At 53.7% G+C, this 20,456-nt stretch carries 13 protein-coding genes; 5 read left to right on the top strand and 8 right to left on the bottom strand.

What is annotated here, in order from left to right; translation table 11 throughout:
• The first annotated feature begins 94 nt into the window (after positions 1-94).
• Complete coding sequence (locus F7231_RS14795; RefSeq protein ID WP_166692456.1) at positions 95-1,861, top strand: hypothetical protein; 1,767 nt, start codon at positions 95-97, stop codon at positions 1,859-1,861.
• Positions 1,862-1,972: 111 nt separating this feature from the next.
• Positions 1,973-2,551 carry a D-sedoheptulose 7-phosphate isomerase gene (gene lpcA / locus F7231_RS14790; RefSeq protein WP_085411470.1) on the top strand — a complete coding sequence of 193 codons (579 nt, stop codon included), beginning with the start codon at positions 1,973-1,975 and terminating at the stop codon, positions 2,549-2,551.
• A gap of 48 nt (positions 2,552-2,599) precedes the next feature.
• Here lpcA and F7231_RS14785 read toward each other — a convergent pair whose 3' ends face one another.
• Both F7231_RS14785 and F7231_RS14780 read right to left on the bottom strand, forming a co-directional pair.
• On the bottom strand, positions 2,600-3,649 hold the full coding sequence (locus tag F7231_RS14785) for a phosphotransferase family protein (RefSeq protein WP_166692455.1): 1,050 nt from the start codon (positions 3,647-3,649) through the stop codon (positions 2,600-2,602).
• 145 nt (positions 3,650-3,794) lie between these two features.
• Positions 3,795-5,024: an acyl-CoA dehydrogenase family protein gene (locus tag F7231_RS14780; RefSeq protein ID WP_085411472.1), complete on the bottom strand. Its 1,230-nt coding sequence runs from the start codon at positions 5,022-5,024 to the stop codon at positions 3,795-3,797.
• A gap of 376 nt (positions 5,025-5,400) precedes the next feature.
• Between F7231_RS14780 and F7231_RS14775 the strand changes: the two genes are divergently transcribed.
• Positions 5,401-7,230 (top strand): hypothetical protein, encoded by a 1,830-nt coding sequence (locus F7231_RS14775; protein WP_166692454.1) that lies wholly within the window; start codon positions 5,401-5,403, stop codon positions 7,228-7,230.
• A gap of 47 nt (positions 7,231-7,277) precedes the next feature.
• Here the strand turns inward: F7231_RS14775 and F7231_RS14770 are convergent, their stop codons facing one another.
• The 6 genes from F7231_RS14770 to F7231_RS14745 form a co-directional block, all read right to left on the bottom strand.
• Positions 7,278-9,188 carry a CocE/NonD family hydrolase gene (locus F7231_RS14770; RefSeq protein ID WP_166692453.1) on the bottom strand — a complete coding sequence of 637 codons (1,911 nt, stop codon included), beginning with the start codon at positions 9,186-9,188 and terminating at the stop codon, positions 7,278-7,280.
• Between the two features lie 140 nt (positions 9,189-9,328).
• The gene (locus F7231_RS14765) at positions 9,329-12,760 is read right to left on the bottom strand and encodes an efflux RND transporter permease subunit (RefSeq protein WP_166692452.1); all 3,432 of its coding nucleotides are present in this window, start codon (positions 12,758-12,760) and stop codon (positions 9,329-9,331) included.
• A gap of 92 nt (positions 12,761-12,852) precedes the next feature.
• Positions 12,853-13,986, bottom strand: a complete 1,134-nt coding sequence (locus F7231_RS14760) for an efflux RND transporter periplasmic adaptor subunit (RefSeq protein ID WP_166692451.1) — start codon at positions 13,984-13,986, stop codon at positions 12,853-12,855.
• A gap of 93 nt (positions 13,987-14,079) precedes the next feature.
• The gene (locus F7231_RS14755; RefSeq protein ID WP_166692450.1) at positions 14,080-15,777 is read right to left on the bottom strand and encodes a TolC family protein; all 1,698 of its coding nucleotides are present in this window, start codon (positions 15,775-15,777) and stop codon (positions 14,080-14,082) included.
• A gap of 13 nt (positions 15,778-15,790) precedes the next feature.
• Positions 15,791-16,426 carry a TetR/AcrR family transcriptional regulator gene (locus F7231_RS14750; RefSeq protein ID WP_208295616.1) on the bottom strand — a complete coding sequence of 212 codons (636 nt, stop codon included), beginning with the start codon at positions 16,424-16,426 and terminating at the stop codon, positions 15,791-15,793.
• A gap of 241 nt (positions 16,427-16,667) precedes the next feature.
• A complete protein-coding gene (locus F7231_RS14745) occupies positions 16,668-17,366 on the bottom strand; it encodes a hypothetical protein (protein ID WP_166692449.1) in 699 nt (232 codons plus the stop codon).
• A 416-nt stretch (positions 17,367-17,782) separates the two neighbouring features.
• Between F7231_RS14745 and F7231_RS14740 the strand changes: the two genes are divergently transcribed.
• Positions 17,783-18,481: a succinate dehydrogenase cytochrome b subunit gene (locus tag F7231_RS14740; RefSeq protein ID WP_085411475.1), complete on the top strand. Its 699-nt coding sequence runs from the start codon at positions 17,783-17,785 to the stop codon at positions 18,479-18,481.
• A 25-nt stretch (positions 18,482-18,506) separates the two neighbouring features.
• Positions 18,507-20,444, top strand: coding sequence for a fumarate reductase/succinate dehydrogenase flavoprotein subunit (locus tag F7231_RS14735; RefSeq protein WP_085411476.1), 1,938 nt, complete (start codon positions 18,507-18,509; stop codon positions 20,442-20,444).
• Positions 20,445-20,456: the final 12 nt, after the last annotated feature.

Genomic DNA, 20,456 nt, shown 5'->3' with positions numbered 1-20,456 from the left:
ATTTAGCTGGCCGGAACACGTAATGCCAGCCTCAACGGCTATTTTTCGCTACAAGGCTATCACCCGCCACTGCTTTTCCTTTGCCGAGTTCTCTATGCGCTGTCTATTACTTCTGAGTTGCCTGCTGATTTCGTCGATAAGTCGGGCCCAAAGTCCATACATTCCACTAAACCAGGATCAGTACCACCTCATCGACCGGTACGAGATTCGGCAGGGGCGGTGGGCCGACAAATTTCACAGTACCGTTAAACCGTATAACCGGCAGGCGGTGATGCAACTCATCGATACTCTCGAGAACGACCCCGACGGCGTTAGTCTGTCGGCCACCGATCGGTTCAACATCAATTACCTACGCGACGACAGTTGGGAATGGGCTACGCCACAGCCGGTTCGGGCTATGTTTCCACCCGTATCGGTTGCCTTTGGCCGCTCTACCGACTCATCGGCCACGCAACCCGTTATTCTACGCTACGAAGAACCCGGCAATAGCAACCGGATGCTGCTTCAATACTTTTACCGCAAAAAAGGCGATTTCTACAGTATAAAAAATGACGAATTTGACCTGCACATCAGCCCGGTACTGAGCGTAGGCTATGGCCGCGATCAGGCATTATCTACCGCGCTGACCACCAACACGCGGGGCATCGAAGTACGGGGAAGCATTGGCAGACGACTCGGTTTTTACACCTACGTGACCGATAATCAGGTCTATTATCCGAAATACATTCAAGACTACGGCCAACTCTACAGCCTGAATTCGGGGGGCGGTTTTGCACCGGGGCAGGGTGTTACGAAGCTGTTCAACACATCGGCCGACTACATCGAAGCGCGGGGATATATTACCTTCAATGCCCTGAAAATCATCAATATGCAGTTTGGCCATGACCGTAATTTCTTTGGCAATGGCATTCGCTCCCTACTCCTGTCAGACAATGCTGCGCCGAGTCTGTTCCTGAAAATTCAGACCCGGTTCGGAAAACGGTTCCTGTATACTAACCTGTTTACGGAGCTGCAAAATGGGCAGGTCGTACTCGACGGCACTAACTTTTTTCCGCAGAAGTTTACCGCCATGCACCACCTTAGCATTAACCTGAGCAAGCGGGTAAACCTGGGGCTATTTGAATCTGAAATCTACAGCCGCGATAAGTTTGACATCAATTACCTGAATCCGGTTATCTTCTACCGATACGTTGAATCGGCGCGGGGCAGCGGCGACAACGCATTTGTGGGTCTGGACTTGAAAGTGAACGCCGCCAACCATTTCCTGGTCTATGGCCAGCTGATGCTCGACGAGTTTCTGATCAAGGAATTGCGCGCTGCCAACGGGTCATGGACCAATAAGCTAGCCGCCCAGATCGGGCTGAAATACATCGATGTGCTGGGTGTGCCCAACCTTGATTTGCAGGGTGAATTCAATGTGGCCCGGCCTTACACGTATGCCCACCGATCAGGACAAACTAATTACACGCACTACAACCAGCCACTGGCCCACCCGCTCGGGGCCAACTTTGCCGAAGGCATCGGTATGGTTCGCTACCAGCGCAACCGGTTTACGGTAAACGGCACCTTCAGCGTGATGATGAAAGGGACTGACCCGCCGGGCCGTAACTACGGCGGTAATCCACAGAAAAACTACGAAGATCGCCTCCGCGATTACAACAACTTTATCGGTCAGGGCCGCAAAACGGTTGTTACGTATGCCGATCTGCGCCTGACTTATATGCTAAAGCACAACTTCTTTCTGGAAGCCCGCTACCTGAACCGCATGCAGGACAGTCAGTATATTCCCGATATTTACAATACCACTGTTGCCAACTTCGCTATCCGCTGGAACGCCCCCTACCGAAGCTGGATGTTTTAAAATTAGTTTGACGTTTGTGGTTTGATGGTTGTCGTTGCCCTGCTTATCAGTCGAATTGTGAGGCAGTAGCGCAGCGACAAACAGCAACTCACAAACATCAAACCACCACAAATGAACGAACTCATCATCAGCGAATTAACCGAGGCGCGCTCGGTATTAGATACGTTTATGGCCGATCCGGCCAATGTGCAGGCTATTGCCGATGCGGCCAGCCTGATGGCCAAGGCTCTGAAGGGCGGCGGCAAAATCATCTCGTGCGGCAACGGCGGCTCCCACTGCGATGCCATGCACTTTGCCGAAGAGCTATCGGGCCGCTACCGCGGTGATCGCCGATCGCTGGCGGCTATTGCGGTCTCAGACCCGAGCCACATGTCGTGCGTCAGCAATGACTACGGCTACGATTTTGTGTTTTCGCGCTTTGTCGAAGGGCTGGGTAATGAAGGCGACGTGCTGATGGGCATTAGTACCAGCGGCAATTCGGCCAACATCATCCGGGCGGTAGAAGCCGCTCGCCAGAAGGGTATGCAGGTTGTGTTGCTGACCGGAAAAGACGGCGGCAAGCTCGCCAACACAGCCGATGTGGAAATCCGCGTGCCACATTTCGGCTTTGCCGACCGCATTCAGGAAGTGCACATCAAGGTGATTCACCTATTTATCTTGCTCATCGAGAGACATTTAGGCTTGGCTTAGCGCTGCAAACTGTATCGCTTTTAGAAACCTGTTCAATCTATTGCCAGCCTATAGTTGCCCCGTTTCTACGGCTTTCACGCCAACGGTCGACAGAGCCTGTACACCAGCCAGCAAGCCGGCGAAGCGTTCGTCTTTGGTGAGTCCTTGTTTGTAACGGCTATAAATCTGCTGAATGATTACAGCATTTTTAAACAGACCGAACACGTAGTAATACAGGATGTTCGACAGGTCGCGGCCCGACCGTTCGGCATACCGATCGGCGAAGCCGCGGCGGGTCAGGTTACCGGGCAACCACGTCAGATTGAACGATTTGCGAAACGGATCGTCGCCTGCTTCAGCCCAGTAGGATAGCGACGTACCCACATCCATCAGCGGATCGCCGACAGTACACATCTCCCAGTCGAGCACGGCCCTGATGTGGCTAAGGTCATCGCTCAGCACCACGTTGTCGTACTTAAAATCGTTGTGCAGCAGCGTCACGTCGGGTTTTTGCGGGGGCAGGTTATCGGTCAGGTAGCGGGCCAACTCGGTCATGGCCGGTACGTTATCAGTCTGCGCGGCGAGGTAACGTTTGTGCCACCCTTCGACCTGCCGCTGTACGTACCCGTCGGGTTTACCCAGCTGAATCAAGTTTGGTTCCGTGGGCAACGCGTGCAGTTCCGCCAGCGTATCGACCAGCGCTGTTGACAGACGCCGCATCGTTTCAGCCGACAATCCGAGTTTAGGAGCCGACTGCGCCCGCAGAATGACGCCCGGTACCCGCTCCATGACGTAGAACGGGCAACCCAGCACGCTTTCCTCGTCACCATACGCCACCGGGGCCGGAATCTGACCATACCCCGCCTCGCGCAGCAGCAACAGCACCCGGAACTCGCGCCCCATGTCGTGCCCGCCTTTAATGGCCTTTGCCCCCACCGGCGGCCGACGCAGCACATAGTCGCGTCCGCTAATCGTGATCAGGTACGTTAGGTTGGAGTACCCTCCCGGAAACTGACTGACGCCCGTAATTGAACCCAGCCCCAGGTACGTTTCCAGCGCAGGTACGTTCAATTCCTCCCCCGCCCGAACGGGCCGCACAGTGTCTTGTATACTATCCATTATCATCAATTTGTCTGGACGAATCAGCCCGGATTAGCCGTGGATCCCCTCTTTTGGGCGTAACAGCGCCCCTCATTACTTGTAATTAAAACAGACGTAGTCAAGCGACTAGCTGGCAGTCTGTTGAGAACCGTAGTAAGGCAGATCAACCTACTACGGGTTTAGGTTTCCGTGTGTCTAACCCATAGCCTTTCAGGATGCTGCGGGCGAGGGCGGTTTTGTGCACTTCGTCGGCACCATCGTAAATACGGGCACCGCGTTCGTGGCGGTAATACCAGGCCAGCAGCACATCGTCGGTAATGCCCGCCGCCCCGAAGGTCTGAATAGCCCGATCCACCACGCGCAACATCATGTTGGCCACGTAGAACTTGATCGTCGAAATCTCGTTGCGCACGGCGGCCGCTCCCTGCTCGTCGATGTTGCGGGCGGTACGGAGCACCATCAGGCGCGACGCGTCTATTTCAGCGCGGCTTTCGGCGATGAACCCCTGGATGAACTGCTTTTCGCCCAGCATCACCCCCGGTTCCATCTCGCGGGTGGCGGCGCGGCGACACATCAGATCGAACGAGCGTTCGGCAATACCGATCCAGCGCATGCAGTGGTGAATACGGCCGGGGCCTAGGCGTTCCTGCGCCAGCGTGAAGCCCATGCCTTCGCCTCCGATCAGGTTGGCGGCGGGCACGCGGCAGTTGGTGTATCGCACCTCGGCGTGGCTACCCCAATGGTCGGAGCCATCGCCCATGATGCTGATGTTGCGGACTAGCTCAAAGCCCGGATTATCGGTCGGCACCAGAATCATGCTGGCACGGCGGTGCGGCGCAGCGTCAGAATTAGTCACGGCCATGACGATAGCAAACGAAGACCCGTCGGCCGACGACGTAAACCATTTATGGCCGTTAATCACCCAGTCGTCACCGTCACGCTCGGCCAACGTACCCAATTGTGTAGGGTTTGACCCCGCAAATTCGGGTTCAGTCATAGAAAAACACGAGCGGATGTGGCCCTCTTTCAACGGTTCCAGGTACGTCTGTTTCAGGTGTTCCGGCGCGTATTTGTGCATTAACTCCATGTTGCCGATGTCGGGGGCCTGGCAATTGAAGGTGTAATGGCCAAACGGACTGTAAGCCAGCACCTCGCTCACCTGTCCGAACTCGCAAAGGGTTAGTCCCAGACCACCCTCCTCAACACTATGCTGCAACCCCCACAGCCCCGCCTGCTTCACCAGCTCACGTTTCTGATCGAGAATTTTGGCCACTTTGGAAAAGTTACCCGTCAGGTGCTCAGCCGTTTCGAGCGGGATGATCTCATTTTCGATGAATTCACGAATGCGGGGAATCAGGGCGCAGGTATGGTCGGTGGCAAAAATAGGCTCCATGAAATGCAGTTTGTTGCTTGAATCGTACTATCAAAGCTACAGAAAAAGAAGCTAGTCGCTGACGTATTGCTGGCAGCGATGTGCCATAAATGGAGGGAACTTCCAGCGAGAACTGTACTGGTTTTCTCTACTAACTTCACATAATAATATAATCACATATGATCAACTGTGGCACAGTATTGGCACCAATTTCACCATATTCTTTACTAGTTTTTCTTGTCCAACGAACAAACGCAGTGACTGACAGGGAGGCACTGCACGACTCGAGTAGATGTTAATTGACGGTCTTTCGACGGCCTGCAACCGTCTCTATGCTGTTGTTCTGGGATTGATCTTCTTCTTGTTCGCGCAGGACACAATAGCCCAGTGTACCTATTTGTTAAATACCGATTTTGAAAACGTTCAGATCAGCACCGCGCAACAAACAATAAGTCAAAGTACGGGTATCATTGCGCCCTGGAAAACGACCGCCAGAGACGGTGCTCAGGAGGTTTGGCGTAGCGGTTTCAACGGCGTTCCTTCTTATTCGGGCAATCAGTTTATTGAGCTCAACGCAAACATAGCGGCAACCACCTATCAGGACTTTGTAGCCCCTGGTGGCACTACGTTTACACTAAACTTTGCCCACCGCGGACGAAATGGCGTTGATGTGATGAATGTGTCCATTGGCTCGCCAAGCCCGACCAGCTTAACCAGTGGTACGGCTGTATCGGGGACAACCTACTTGAACCTCGGTAATTTTTCGGATGGCAATACGGCCTGGGGGTACTATTCTGTGTCCTTCACGTTGCCGACTGGTGTAGCCAACAATTCATTTTCGATTCGTTTCACATCGGTGTCGGCGGCAGGCGGTATCACCTCGATCGGTAATTTTCTGGATGCGATTTCTATTGCCGACTTGGCACCAACTATAGCTGGTAGTCGATCCGTGACGCTGGCCTGCCCAGCCACTACCACCAATTTAAGCGGCTTTACGGCCACTAATCAACCCAGCGGGACAACCCAAACCTGGCACACTGGCGCAGTAGCTACCGATGCCAATCGGCTCAGCAGCGTCACCGCTGTTGGGCCAGGTACTTACTACACCGCTTTTTACAATACCACGAAAGCCTGTTACGGAGGCACCACTACAGTGACTGTTAACGGCCCAACCGGGGTGCCCGCCGCCCCCACCGTGGCGCTTACTCAGCCGGTATGTACCTTACCAACAGGCACCATCACGATTACAGCACCATTGGGTACAGGTCTCACCTACAGTATCGACGGGACCAACTACTCGTCAAGCACCGTGTTTGCGGGGGTAGCCTCGGGCACGTATGCCGTGCGCGCCCGGAATGGCACGGGGAGTTTGTGTACCTCGGTAGCCACGTCGGTCACCATCAATGCCGCGTTGCTCTCTCCCTCTGCCCCCGCAGCAACGGTGACGGTTCAGCCCAACTGCACACTGGCTACCGGTACCATCAGCGTCACCGCCCCCACCGGCACGGGCCTAACCTACAGCATCAACGGAACGACCTACACCAATACAACGGGCCTGTTTACAGCTGTAGCGCCTGGCTCCTATTCAGTAACGGTCAAAAATGCAAGCGGCTGTATCTCGCCAACTACATCAGTGACGGTCAATGCGCAACCCGTCACTCCCTCCCTTTCGGTCAACTCAGCAACGATCTGTGCGGGCTTATCGGCTACGCTGACGGTAGCAGGCTGCACAGATGGCACGTTGACCTGGGGAACACGTGATAATACGGCAACCATTCTGGTAACGCCGCTGGTAACCACCAGTTATTCGGTTACGTGTATGGGCACAAGCGGTTGCTCGGCAACAACGTCTACCACGGTTACGGTACGGGCCACCCCAAGTTATACCCAGCAGCCAACCGTTACGTTAGCAACCTGTACAGGTACGTTGCCCAACAACAACGCTCGTATTACATTCACGACCCTGCAAAACACCGAGCGAGCCGATCTGGTGGCCGCTACTAATTATACGAACGGGCCAGCCTACGGAGCAGCCAGCAATCGACTGGTGGCCAATAATACGGTTAGTTTCACTAATCTGCCCAATCCACCTTCCAGCCAGCCGTATACTGTCAGGTTGTTTAGCTCATCGGGACTTTGCGTGGTCGACGTAGCCATTACACTTACCCCCACCGATTGCCGGTGTACGGGTTGCGCCAAGGTCTCACTAACACCCAGAAACAGATAAGCAACGCTGATAACCTGCATCGCGCCCAACAGGTAGCGGGCAGGCTATCACTTAATCACCTGCACCTCAATAGCCGAGTTGTCGTATACCCGATGGGTGGCCTTCTGGAAATCGCTGGCGGTGGCTTTGTAAATATTGTCGACGTATGTCTGCGGGTTTCGGTCAATAAGCGGAAACCAGGTGCTTTGCACCTGAATCATCAGCCGATGGCCTTTTTTGATCGTGTGCAACACGTCTTGTAGCCTGAACGTAATGGCCGTTGGTTCGCCAGGTTTTAGTGGCTGCGGCTTCTCAAATGATCGCCTGAATCGACTACGCATGACCTCCGCGCGCACTAGTTGCTGGTAGTTTCCAAGCGAGGTATTCCTGGTTGGCGTGTACGGTTGATTCGGCTCGTCTGGCGGGTACACGTCGATCAGCTTTACCACCCAGTCGGCATCGAAGCCAGTCGTGCTGACGGTTAGCTTGGCCGTAATCTCGCCGCCCAGTGTCAGGTTTTCAGTCAGCACCTCGGTCTGAAAAGTCAGCACATCGGGGCGCTGGCTAGCAAAACGCTGATCGTCTGACATGTAGGCATATAACGGCACAAAATCGTCGGCCGCCGCGGTGTCGCTCGAAAACGGGACAGGGTGCGCCGGATCGCTGACGTACGCCGAAAAACGGGTGCCGCTACCAGCCTGAGAAGTCAGTTGGCCGTTGCTCGCCAGGTAAAACCGTTGCGTTTGGGCCGTAAAGGCAGGCCACGTATCGAACGTTCGCCACGCTTTTGTCCCGGTGTCGAACAGGTACGCTTCGGGGAGACCCGTTTTGCCATCGCCGGGGCCTTTCAGGTAATGCTGAAAAAACGGCGCTTCAATCGTGCGCTGGTAAGCCGTAGCGAGGCTATCCCCAAAGTACAGGTCTCCGTGGGTTGTGTGGCCGGTTTCCTTCGCCCAGTCGCCATGCCCGAAAGGTCCCATAACGAGGGTGTTTGACGTACCTGCGTTGTTTTTCTCGATCGTCTTGTAAGTATTCAGCGGCCCATACAAATCTTCGGCATCAAACCAGCCACCCACCGTCATGATAGCGGGTTTGATGTTTTTCAGATGCGGCAGCACATTCCGCTTTTGCCAGAACTCGTCGTAATTCGGGTGCGCTACTGTCTCCTGCCAGAAAAAATTGGTTTTGTAGTAGGCGTTCACGTTGCTTAACGGACCCAGGTCAGCTTGCCACTGAAAGCCGGTTTTTGTACCCGTATCGATCATGCCGCTAATAAACCACGGCTTGGTTGTTGGCGTCGTAGGCTGTAGGCCAAAAACGGGGTAGGCATGCAGGTACGCCTGCGTGAACGCGCCGTTGTGGTGAAAGTCATCGAAGAAAAAATCGGCCGCCGGGGCCTGTGGCGATGCTGCCTTCAGGGCCGGATGATCGGCCACTACACCTGCCGTTACATAAAACCCGGCATAGCTGATTCCCCACAGCCCCACCCGCCCGTTATGGTGCGGCACGTGGGTAAGCAGCCACTCGATGGTATCGTAGGTATCTGTGCTTTCATCGATGGCAACCGTCGCCTTTGCCCCATTTTTCGCCAGCACCGGTTTTTGGTCTGCCACAATGGGGGTCATGTTGGTCCAGACGCCCTCCGACGCCCAGCGACCCCGCACGTCCTGATACACGAAAATATAGCCATCGTGTTCAAGTGCTGGGGAGGGGCCAAGCGTCTTTTTGTATTGACTCGGGCCGTACGGGGCCACCCCAAAGCAGGTTCGCTGCATCAGAAACGGATATCGTCGGCTTTCCGAAGCGCTTGTCGGCACATACACGGCAGTGTATAGGTTGACCCCGTCGCGCATTGGAATCATGTACTCTAGTTTCCGGTAGCGCTCCTGAACAGAACGTGGGCTTACTACCTGAGCCACCAGCGAGCAGACAGGTAACGTACCCAGAAGCAGAGTGGCAAAAAGTCTGTATCGACTCATAGCATAGCAGGGCCGCAGCAATCGCGAACCATAGGCACCCAAGTTAGGCAGTCAAGTGCAAACCGGTTTCGCTTATTCAGTAAAAAAGGCGCTCACCATACGATGAGCGCCTTTTTTGCAGTAGTTCAGGTACGTTACCGTTACACTTCGGCAGGTTCTTCCTGATGGGCGGGTTGCGTCACAACACCTTTACGGAACCACTTGTCGCGAACGCGCTCGTTGATCCAGTAGAGGCAGGGCACGATCACCAGCGTCAGTACGGTCGAGAACGTCAGGCCGTAGATGATGGTCCAGGCCAGGATGTTCCAGAATACCGACGAGTCGCCACCGATCACAATATGCGGATCAAAGTCGCGGAAGAGGCCAACGAAATCAACGGTGATACCAAAGGCAAGGGGGACCAGACCGAGTACGGCCGCCGCTGCTGTCAGCAATACCGGTGTCAAACGCGTACCACCCGCTTCGATGATCGCATCCCGCGTAGGAACACCCCGTCCGCGCAGCTCTTCGATAAATTCAATGAGCAGAATCCCGTTTTTCACCACAATACCTGCCAGGGCAATGATACCCACACCCGACATGATGACCGAGAATGATTTACCGGTAATCATGAAACCAAGGAATACCCCGATCAGCGACAGCAGAATGGTGGTGAAGATGATCAACGGCTTGATGACCGAGTTGAACTGCGTGGCCAGAATCAGGTAGATCATCAGAATGGCGATACCGAACGCTGACACCAGGAAGTTCATCGACTCTTTCTGATCTTCCTGCTCGCCACCCATTTTGATGGTGTAGCCGTTGGGTACGTCGAGGTCATTCACAATCTGCTGTATCTGACCCACAATCTGGTTTGCGTTGTAGCCCGTCACCACGTCGGAACTCAGCGTTACCAGACGACTCTGGTTTTTGCGGTTGATCTGGCTAAACGTGGTCGAATATTGAATGTCGACTACCGATGTCAGCGGCACCTGGCGCAGGGCACCACCTGAGTTCATGTCGCGGTACACGATGTTCTGGCTCAACAGTCGCTCAATCTGGCTGCGGTTGTCTTTCTGCAACCGAACCATGATCGGGTATTCGTCTTTCGCATCCCGGAATTTTGACACCTCGGTACCAAACAGGGCCGTCCGAACGGCAAAGGCCACCTGCTGTGACGAGATTCCTTCACGCTCCGCTTTGTCACGGTTGATATTCAGGACGATTTCGGGCTTGTTGGTCACCAGATCGGATTTCAACTGCTCAATACCTTCGATACCCGCCTGCTGAATGCGCTGACGTACCTGCTGTTCCAGCTTTTGTAATTGCACGAAGTCGTCACCCGCAATTTCGACCGAAATGGGTTTACCCGTGGGCGGTCCGTTGCTTTCGCGCTGTACCGAAATATTGGTACCCGGAATGCCCTGCATGGCAATACGTACTTTGCTCAGGAGCGTATCCGTCGAGATGCCTTCACGTTCTTCGTTGCCTTTAAACGCAATCGTCACTTTCGACTTCTGCGGGGTGGCGTTCCGGTCGGGGTTGGCGGGATCACCAGCGTTTTTACCTACGTTCGAGATCACCGAGTTCACCGTGCCCTGCGCCTTGTTGTCGGCCAGCACTTTGTATACGCGCTTCTCAATCACCTTCGTCACCGAGTCGGTTACGCGGGCGTCGGTACCTTGCGGCAATTCGTTGTACACGTAGATGTAATCAGGCTCACCGCTCGGGAAGAAGATCACCGTTGGTGGAAAAATGCCCAGCAGAATGAAGGTCATCACCAGCAGACCGAAAGCACCCAGGACGGCGAACACCGGCCGGTAGCCCGTCAGCAGGAACGAGATCAGTTTCCGGTAGCCACTTTTCAGGCGGGGCAGAAGCCCTTCCTGGAACGGCACGATCAGCTTCGGCGTCAGCACGTAGTGGTTGAAGACATAGAGCAGCAGGCCAACCACAAACAGGTTACCCACACCCCGGTCGATAACGTACCCAACAATGGCGAGCACCCCCATGATCATCAACGGCCGTTTGATGGCGTCGAAACCCTGGTTGTCTTCGTGGTGATCGTCGTCGTGCCGGTTCATGAACGACACGGCAAATACCGGGTTGATCACGTACGCCACGAATAGCGAAGCAAACAGCGTCAGGATGAGCGTCAGCGGCAGGAACTTCATGAACTCACCCACAATACCCGGCCAGAACAGGAGCGGGAAGAACGGCGCAATGGTGGTTAACGTACCTGAGAATACCGGAATGAATACCTCACCCGCCGCCGCTTTCACCGCCTGCTGAATGGTCCAGTCTTTATTCTGGTTGAAGAGTCGGTGCGTGTTCTCGATCACTACAATGGCGTCATCGACCACCAGACCGAGACCCAGCAGGAAGGCAAAGAGTACAATGGTGTTCAACGTAAAGGCCGTTCCCACGATGGGCCCAAGCACGGGCATCAGCACAAAAGCCACCAGCGCCGACAGTGGCACCGACAGACCCACGAAAATAGCGTCGCGCACACCCATGAAGAACATAAGCACCAGTACCACGAAGATGAAGCCCAGTACGACGGTGTTCACCAGGTCATTGACGTTCTCTTTCGTTTTTTCTGATTGGTCGGCCGTAATCCGAATGTCGAGTCCCTGAGGGAAACGGTCTTCTTTATATTGCTCAATCGTCTGCTCGATCCGCTCCGACGCCGACAGCAGGTTGGCACCCGCCCGTTTGATGACGTTGAGCGTAACAACCGTTTTGTTGTCGAGACGGGCAAAATCCTGCTGCTCTTCAAAGCTGTCCTGCACGTCGGCCACGTCGCCAAGGCGAACGGTGGCGCCCGTTCCGGTCCGAATCTGCAGGTTACGCAGCTGGGCTACGTCGGTAAATTCACCCTTCACGCGTAACGTCCGACGTACCCCGTCGACGTCAAGATCACCACCCGATACGTTGATGTTTTCGCCTTGCACGGCGCTCTGGATATCGAAGTAAGTCAGGCCGGTCGACTGCATACGAGGCAGGTTCACGTTGATCTGGATCTCCCGCTTCAACGCACCCACGATGTCTACGCGGCTAATCTCAGGCATGGCCTCAATGGCGTCCTGCATGTCTTCGGCATAGTCTTTCAACTGGTTCAGCGAGAAGTTACCGGCCAGGTTGATGTTCATGATCGGAAACTCCGAGAAGTTCACGTCCTGCGCGGTGGGGCCACTATCGAGCTTCTGGGGTAGATCGCGACGGGCCTTGTCAATGGCATCACGTACCCGCTGCAGCGCCTCGGCCACGTCGGCGTCGGGGTTGAACTCGACCGTGATGAGCGAGAAATCCTGCAACGAGTTCGATTTCACGCGTTTTACGCCCGTTACCGCCTTCAGCTGCTTCTCGATCGGCTTATTGATCGTATTCTCGATATCGGCGGGTGCCGTACCGAAATAAACGGTCTGAATAATAACCGTTGGAATCTTAATATCCGGGAACTGCTCTTTCGGCAGGTTATTGTAGACGAACAACCCGCCGAACGTTATCAGGAAGGTAAAGATGTAAATCGCCGTCCTGTTCTCGACACACCAGTTGGTGAAGCCAAGGGTCTTATAGTCTGTGAATTTCATAAAGAAGACCGTTTGCGGTTTGTGGTTTGTCATTTGTGGTTGCTTCGCCAATCAGCAGGGCAACATCAAACGACAAACCGCAAACCACAAACTCAAAATGAGATAGTTTGTCCGTCTGTCACTTCCTGGTATCCCTGCGTGATGAGTTGATCACCCGCACTGATACCCTGCGTAATCTCGATCTGGCCACCATAGCTTTGGCCCACCGTTACTTTTCTGGCCCGGGCAACCTTCTTGTTACCTTCCGTTGCCGCCACGTAGACCAACTGGCCGTTCTCCGTATTCTGAATCAGATTCTGATTGATCACGATGGCGTTTGACTTCGAGAAATCGTTGACCTTCACCTGCGCCAGCATATTTGGTTTCAGCGTGTTGTCTGATGGCAGCGGAATCTCAATCGTGAACGTCCGGCTCAGCGGATCGACCGAAGTCGACACAAAACTGATAGGCGCATTGATTTGCTTCTTAATGTCGGGGAACATTACCTGCACGGCGGCTCCACGCTTCACGGTACCAGCGTAGGTATCGGCTACTTTGGCCACAACCTTCAGCTTCGACAAGTTAACCACACGTACAATGCCCATACCCGGTGCTGCCACCTGGCCAACTTTACCGATTACCTGATCAACGACACCCGATATAGGCGACGTCACCGACGATTGACCCAATTGGGCTTTCACCGTAGAAATCCGGCGCTCCAACGACTCCTTGTTGCTTTTGGCTTGCAGGTACTGCAATTCGGTGCCAATCTGCTGCTTCCAGAGATTGCTCTGCTTCTCGAATACCGTGTTGGCCAGCGCGAGTTGCGTTTGCACCTCCGCCAGCGATTCGCGCACAATCTGATCGTCGAGTTTCGCAATTACCTGCCCCTGACGGACTGGCGTTCCTTCGGACACGTACATGGCCGTGATCACACCACCCTGTCCTTTCGGCGTTACCTGAACGTTGTTCTTCGCATCGACCGTACCCTGCAGTTCTACAAAATGCCGGAACGTAGTAGCCGCTACCGGCGACACTGCTACCGCTTTTATTTTCGCTTCTTCGCGCTTCACCGGATCAAGCTTGGTCAGTTCACCTTCCAGCCCTTTGATCTTCGCACTCAGTTCGGCCTGCTCGCCTTTCAGCTTGTCCAGTTCGGCCTTCTTCGTTTGCAGGTCACTTTTCTTCTCCCCGCATGCCGCCAGCAACGTACCCAGCAGCGCAATAATGATGTATGTGTGCTTCATGATTTTCTTTTCAGTAGGTGGTTCGTCGGTTGCCGTTTATGGTTGCTTCGCTAATCAGCCGCGCAACATCAAACGACAAACCGCAAACCAGTTTTATTGTCCTGTATACAGCCGGCCCAGTGCTTTGTCCTGGTCTACTTTGGCGATCAGGAAGTCGTAGAGGGAGGCGAAATAATTGGTTTGGGCTTCACGGAATGACGTTTCGGCGTTCAATACTTCAATGTTCGAACCGACGCCTTCTTTGTATTTGATCCGCGTTACGCGAACGATTTCCTGAGCCAGATCGCGGTTGCGCAACTGGGTTTGCAGCGTCTGGAAACCATTGTTCAGCGTGATGCTCGACTGCCGGATTTGCAGGTCGATCGAGTTTTTTAGCAACTCACCGCTGTTCTGCGCTTTCTGGAGCGTCACCCGCTTCTGGGCGATCTGGTATTTCTTTAGAAAACCGTCGAAAATCGGAATCTGAACACTCAGACCGGCCGTTGAAAAGTTCAGCCAGGGCGTGGTAACCATATCACCAATCCGGTTCTTACCGTTGTTGTAGCCGTAGTTCACAAAAGCCGACACCGTTGGGTAGTAGCCTTTCTTCGATCCCTCAATGTCCAATTCAGCCAGTTTCAGCTGTGTCTGCAGGGTCGAGTACTCAATACGGCTCTGGTACTGGAACGTCGGGTCAGGCGCGATCAGTGACTCTAACTCCGTCAGATTACGATCCTGTAATTGCTCGGTCAGCGTGATTTCGTCGTTTACGCTCAGGCCCATCTGGTACTTTAGCAGAGCGTAACTTAATTGAATCAGGTTTTCAACGTTCTGACGTTCGGCCCGCAGGTTATTGGCCTGCACCTCCAACCGCTGCACATCGAGCTTTTCCACGAAACCCTGCTGATTTGAGGCACGCGTGTCGCGCAGCAATGTGTCGAGGCGGCCAATGTTCAGGTCCAGCAGTTTCGAGCGCTCGCGGGCAACCAGTACGCCATAATAGGCCTTGGCTACCTGCTCGGCTACCGTCACTTTGGTGGCCTGTGTCGTACGCTGAGCCAGTTCGCGATAGGTAGCCGCAGCACGGAGGCCCACATTCAGGCTGGCGCTGTAGAGCAACTGGTTTACGCTGGCGGTGGCGTTGCCGGCATAATTTACCCCGAACTGAACCGGAACAGCCGGTGCATCGGGCGACGCTTTAGGGTCGAAGAAAACGGCTGGCAGGAAGGCCCGCTGAATGATGAGGTTATCGGTAAACGATCCATTTACGCTCACTTGTGGCAACGCCGATGCTTTGATCTCCAGAATCCGTGCCTCGGCACTCACCGCATCGAGCTGGCTGTTCCGCACGTTGATGTTTTGCTTAATGGCAAAATCAATGGCTTCCTGCATTGAGAACCGCTGTCCGTCACCTTGCTGGTTGGCTGGCTTCAGTCCCGTTGGCGCTGGCGCCAGTCCCGAATTGAAGGTGGAGATGTTACCCGATTGTAGATTGACCGGCGTGTTCTGAATACCGGGCTGGGTAGCTCCTGCTGGTAACGTACCTGGCTGAGAAGGTACTGTTGCCTGTCCACTGGGCGAAATCGCCCCGGTTGCCGCCGGTTGTTGCGCGCCTGGTTGCTGACCGCTGGCGGCAGCCCCAGTTGGCTGTTGACCCACCGATGGTTGCGTAGGAACCGACCCCGTTGGCGTGCTGGCTGCGGGCACCTGCGCCAACAACGTACCTGGCGTGGCTGCGCCCAGCCAGCTTATCGCCAGCCAAAGAGCCGGTACAAAGCGTCGGATGGTATGCTTTTGTAAAGTAGTTTTCATTGCTATAGAAAAATCAGATTGTACTCTCTTTGAATTTATTGACGCGCTCATTGTAGGCTACGAAGCCAGCCTCGGTCAGCACTCCCCGAATGAAGTGGTGAACCAGTTGATCCTGCGTGAGCAGTACGTCTTTGTTATTGGGAAATATGCGGTCATCGAAGCCAAGCTGAATTAATTCGACTCGCAGACGGGCCATCGTTTCCAGATCAATATCGGCTCGGTATAATCCCTGCTCTACGCCCCGTTGCAAGTTGGTCTTGATATCACTGATGATGCGCTTCTCTTTATGCTCCAGAAAAACGGCCCATGCTTTAGGGTAGTAGCGCTGCACGTCCATCAGCAGGCTGGGATTCACTTGATCGGCTTGCCGCCGCATCATTTCTGATACCATGAGCATTTCCTCGATCGGGTTCATATCCAGACACATTACCCGATCACATTCCATCATCTCATAATCTATGTGGTATTTAACCGCCTGATAGACAATATCTTCTTTATCGGAGAAGTGCTGATAAATGGTCTTTTTAGAGATACCTAACCTACGGGCAATATCATCCATCGTGATGGTGCGCACACCGTACTTCCAGAGCAGCTTAGCCGACTCTCTCAATATTTTGTCCTTAATGGTTTCGTTCTCAGGTACGTTCATCAAGTCCGAAACCGGGGAAACTTTTGAAAAGTTTACAGTTTCCTGAGTTTTCCCATTATTCTTTATTCAGGAAAAACCCTTCTGGGATTAATGCTAAAAGTCACCTGATTCAGCGTTGGAGGCCTGCGAGGCATCTTGTAAACAAGCGGTGTACGCCTTGCTGGCTGTAAACGTAAAAAGGGTGGCCCAACAGGGTCACCCTTTTTACATATGCGGTCTAAACAGCTGACTACCTGTATGCCTAAGCAGCTCTTGAACTGGCTGGCTTGCGCAAGGTCGTTGGCCGAACGCTGCGTGGATTCGCGGCTTCTTCCACCGCTTCGGCGGTAACGGCTCCCATGTGCTGTGCCCGTTTCAAGATATAATCGAATGGCAGATTGAAGTAGGTTGACACCTCGCTCCGAAACGAGTCCGGGAAGCGCGAGAGCTTAATACCGAAAAACTTCTTCATCTCTGATTCGGGCAGCAGCGAAGCCAGCGCTACACGTTCGGCTTCGGCCAGTAACTCGCGCCGGTTAGGGTACCGATAAGCCAGCCCAATAGAGGCGGTCAGAATATTCAGAAACAGATTTTTATACATGCCCGACAACTCTGCCGGTAGGATGACCCAACCCTGCTCTCTGAACATAGCTGAAAATCCGGTTAGACCGGGGGTGCCCCGCAACTCCCCGGCAACCAGGTCAGTGGGAAAGCGAAGCTGATCCAGCCCTGATGCACGATCTTCTTTCTGAAGGCGATACACCACCGCGTCGACAGGGCTCTTCTGAAACAACAGATCCGCCGGAAGCACCTGTTTGCTTTCCCACTGGTCGGTCATGCGTACGAAGAGTGCTTCGTTATGTGGTAGATTATCGGCATTGCCAAGGCTGACGAGCATCTGGCGGAAGTTGGCCAGAAAATCAATCTGAAGCTGTGCAGGATGATATTTGGTACGTGCCATAAGCGCAAAAAAGCCGGTTTTCACCTTGGTGGTGCCCGGCATTCATCGGTTTGTTAGTTTACTGAAATTGTAGAGTAAATATAGGACTCTAACCCCAGATTTGCAAGGCTCAGTTAGCCCATTAACTATGCTGGCAATCAGAAAAATAGCCATAGGGTAACTACTAGACTTTCACACCTGGTAGCCGGACTAACTCGCCAAAGCCACGTATATGTAGCCATGCCGGAACAAACAGGATTAACAGGCAGTTAGCGAACATACGCTTAAACCAGCTGTCGAAGGCAAAAAACAAGGATCTACCTTGTTTGCGTATCCATCGGGCTGTACTTTTACGCGGTCTTTTTGAGGCTACTTTTTTGCCAAAATGAAAGACTTGTTTTGTTGTTTTTCAACTGTTTATCTCTGCCAATCAATCTATGTCTTGGGTAACCCAAACGTTAGCCAGTTCGCTGGGCCGAAAGGTGATTATGTCACTTACCGGCCTGTTTCTGTGTACGTTTCTGATTGTTCACGTTGCGGGCAATCTTCAGCTATTTAAAGGTGACGAAGGCCGGGCCTTCAATGAGTATAGTTACTTCATGACGCATAATCCGCTGATCATGACGGTATCCTACCTGCTCTACACGTCGATTATTGTTCACGCGCTGATGGCACTTATCCTGACGCGTCACAACCAGGCATCACGCCCGGTGAAGTACGCTTACGCCCGTCCGGAGGCTAATAGCCCTTGGTCGTCAAGAAACATGGGAATTCTGGGCACAATTCTGCTCATCTTCATTGTTCTTCACATGCGGACTTTCTGGTATGAAATGCACTTTGGCAGCGTACCAATGGCCGAGTATGACGGTAAGCAGTATAAAGACCTCTACAAGACGGTGGTAGCTGCATTTTCGCAGTGGTGGTATGTGGCTATTTACGTACTCTCGATGGCGGCCCTGGGATATCACCTCGTTCACGGTTTTAAAAGTGGATTCCAGACAATTGGTCTGCGCCACAAAAAGTACACCCCCCTTATTGAGTTTCTGGGTGTTTATGTTTTTGCCATTCTCATTCCGGCTTTGTTTGCAGCCATGCCGGTATACATGTTCCTCAAACACGTAGGTTTAATCGGATAAGTAGCTTTCCTAACAACGATTGTCTATGAAATTAGAGTCAAAAATCCCGGAAGGGCCATTAGCAGAAAAATGGTCACGCCACAAGTTTGGTCTGAAGCTGGTAAACCCAGCCAACAAACGCAAGTATGACGTCATTGTAGTAGGTACCGGTTTGGCGGGCGCATCTGCGGCTGCTTCATTGGCCGAGCTCGGCTACAACGTGAAAGCGTTCTGTTTCCAGGATAGCCCCCGCCGGGCGCACAGCATTGCGGCGCAGGGTGGTATCAACGCAGCCAAAAACTATCAAAATGACGGCGACTCCGTGTTCCGTCTGTTCTACGACACCATTAAGGGAGGTGATTACCGGGCCCGTGAAGGAAACGTGTATCGCCTGGCCGAAGTGAGTGTAAATATCATTGATCAGTGCGTAGCCCAGGGCGTTCCATTTGCCCGGGAGTACGGCGGTCTGCTGGCCAACCGGTCATTCGGTGGCGCGCAGGTATCACGCACGTTCTACGCACGGGGCCAGACCGGTCAGCAACTGTTGCTGGGTGCCTATTCGGCCCTGAGCCGGCAGATTGCCAACGGCAAAGTAAAAATGTACCCCCGCACCGAAATGCTCGACGTGGTGGTTCAGGACGGCAAAGCCCGTGGTATTGTCGTACGTAACCTGGTAACGGGTAAAATTGAGTCGCACTCGGCTCATGCCGTGCTGCTATGTACGGGTGGTTATGGCAACGTGTTCTACCTGAGCACCAACGCCATGAACTCGAACGTGACAGCTGCCTGGCGGGCACACAAGAAAGGAGCCTTGATGGCCAACCCCTGCTTCACGCAGATTCACCCAACGTGTATTCCCGTAAAAGGTGACTACCAGTCGAAACTGACGCTCATGTCGGAATCACTGCGGAACGATGGGCGTGTTTGGGTACCAAAAACCAAAGAAGACGCCGAGAAGATCCGGAAAGGCCAGCTGAAAGCAACTGACCTGAAAGAGGAAGATCGCGACTACTTCCTGGAGCGTCGCTACCCGGCATTCGGTAACCTGGTTCCCCGCGACGTAGCGTCACGCAACGCGAAAAACATGTGCGACGAAGGTCGTGGCGTGGCCTCAACAGGACTGGCCGTTTACCTCGACTTCTCGGATGCCATCAAGCGTGACGGCAAGAAGACCATCGAAGCCAAATACGGTAACCTGTTTGAGATGTACGAAAAGATCGTCGATGACAACCCGTACGAAACACCGATGATGATCTACCCTGCCGTTCACTATACAATGGGTGGCCTGTGGGTTGATTATAACCTGATGACGTCGATTCCTGGCCTGTACGCGCTGGGCGAAGCTAACTTCTCGGATCACGGAGCCAACCGTCTGGGTGCCTCTGCGCTGATGCAAGGTCTCGCCGACGGTTATTTCGTGATTCCGTACACCCTGGGTGACTACCTCGCCACGATTGGTCCCGCCGATAAGGTATCGGTTGATAACCCTGCCTTTAAAGAGGCCGAAGCGAACGTGAAGCACATGATCGACCGGTTCCTGACCATTAAAGGTGACAAGCCCGTTGACGCATACCACAAAGCACTGGGTCACATCATGTGGGAATACTGCGGGATGGCCCGGAACGCTGAAGGGCTTACCAAAGCCAAGAAGATGATCCAGGAGTTGAAAGCCGACTTCTGGACAAACGTTCGGGTAATGGGCGAAAATGAAGAGATGAACCAGTCGCTCGAACATGCCGGACGGGTGGCCGACTTCATTGAGCTTGGTGAACTGATGGTTGATGATGCGCTGGCCCGTGAGGAATCGTGTGGTGGTCACTTCCGGGAAGAATACCAGACGCCAGATGGTGAGGCCCTCCGCGATGACGCCAACTTCACGTACGTATCTGCCTGGGAGTACAAAGGCGACAACGTACCTGAGGTATTGCACAAGGAAGAACTCGTGTTCGAAAACGTCAAACTTACCCAGCGTAGTTATAAATAACAAGAGTGCCAG

The sequence above is a fragment of the Fibrivirga algicola genome (assembly GCF_011742925.1).
GTDB classification, from domain to species: domain Bacteria; phylum Bacteroidota; class Bacteroidia; order Cytophagales; family Spirosomataceae; genus Fibrella; species Fibrella algicola.
The sequence above is the reverse complement of the archived record's forward strand: the minus strand, read 5'-3'. Positions and strand labels throughout refer to the sequence as shown.

Excerpts from the sequence above, each read along its gene's own strand:
- F7231_RS14795 (WP_166692456.1), top strand. The coding sequence starts at position 95 with ATGCGCTGTCTATTACTTCTGAGTTGCCTGCTGATTTCGTCGATAAGT.
- lpcA (WP_085411470.1), top strand. The coding sequence starts at position 1,973 with ATGAACGAACTCATCATCAGCGAATTAACCGAGGCGCGCTCGGTATTA.
- F7231_RS14785 (WP_166692455.1), bottom strand. The coding sequence starts at position 3,649 with ATGGATAGTATACAAGACACTGTGCGGCCCGTTCGGGCGGGGGAGGAA.
- F7231_RS14780 (WP_085411472.1), bottom strand. The coding sequence starts at position 5,024 with ATGGAGCCTATTTTTGCCACCGACCATACCTGCGCCCTGATTCCCCGC.
- F7231_RS14770 (WP_166692453.1), bottom strand. The coding sequence starts at position 9,188 with ATGAGTCGATACAGACTTTTTGCCACTCTGCTTCTGGGTACGTTACCT.
- F7231_RS14765 (WP_166692452.1), bottom strand. The coding sequence starts at position 12,760 with ATGAAATTCACAGACTATAAGACCCTTGGCTTCACCAACTGGTGTGTC.
- F7231_RS14760 (WP_166692451.1), bottom strand. The coding sequence starts at position 13,986 with ATGAAGCACACATACATCATTATTGCGCTGCTGGGTACGTTGCTGGCG.
- F7231_RS14755 (WP_166692450.1), bottom strand. The coding sequence starts at position 15,777 with ATGAAAACTACTTTACAAAAGCATACCATCCGACGCTTTGTACCGGCT.
- F7231_RS14750 (WP_208295616.1), bottom strand. The coding sequence starts at position 16,426 with ATGAACGTACCTGAGAACGAAACCATTAAGGACAAAATATTGAGAGAG.
- F7231_RS14745 (WP_166692449.1), bottom strand. The coding sequence starts at position 17,366 with ATGGCACGTACCAAATATCATCCTGCACAGCTTCAGATTGATTTTCTG.
- F7231_RS14740 (WP_085411475.1), top strand. The coding sequence starts at position 17,783 with ATGTCTTGGGTAACCCAAACGTTAGCCAGTTCGCTGGGCCGAAAGGTG.
- F7231_RS14735 (WP_085411476.1), top strand. The coding sequence starts at position 18,507 with ATGAAATTAGAGTCAAAAATCCCGGAAGGGCCATTAGCAGAAAAATGG.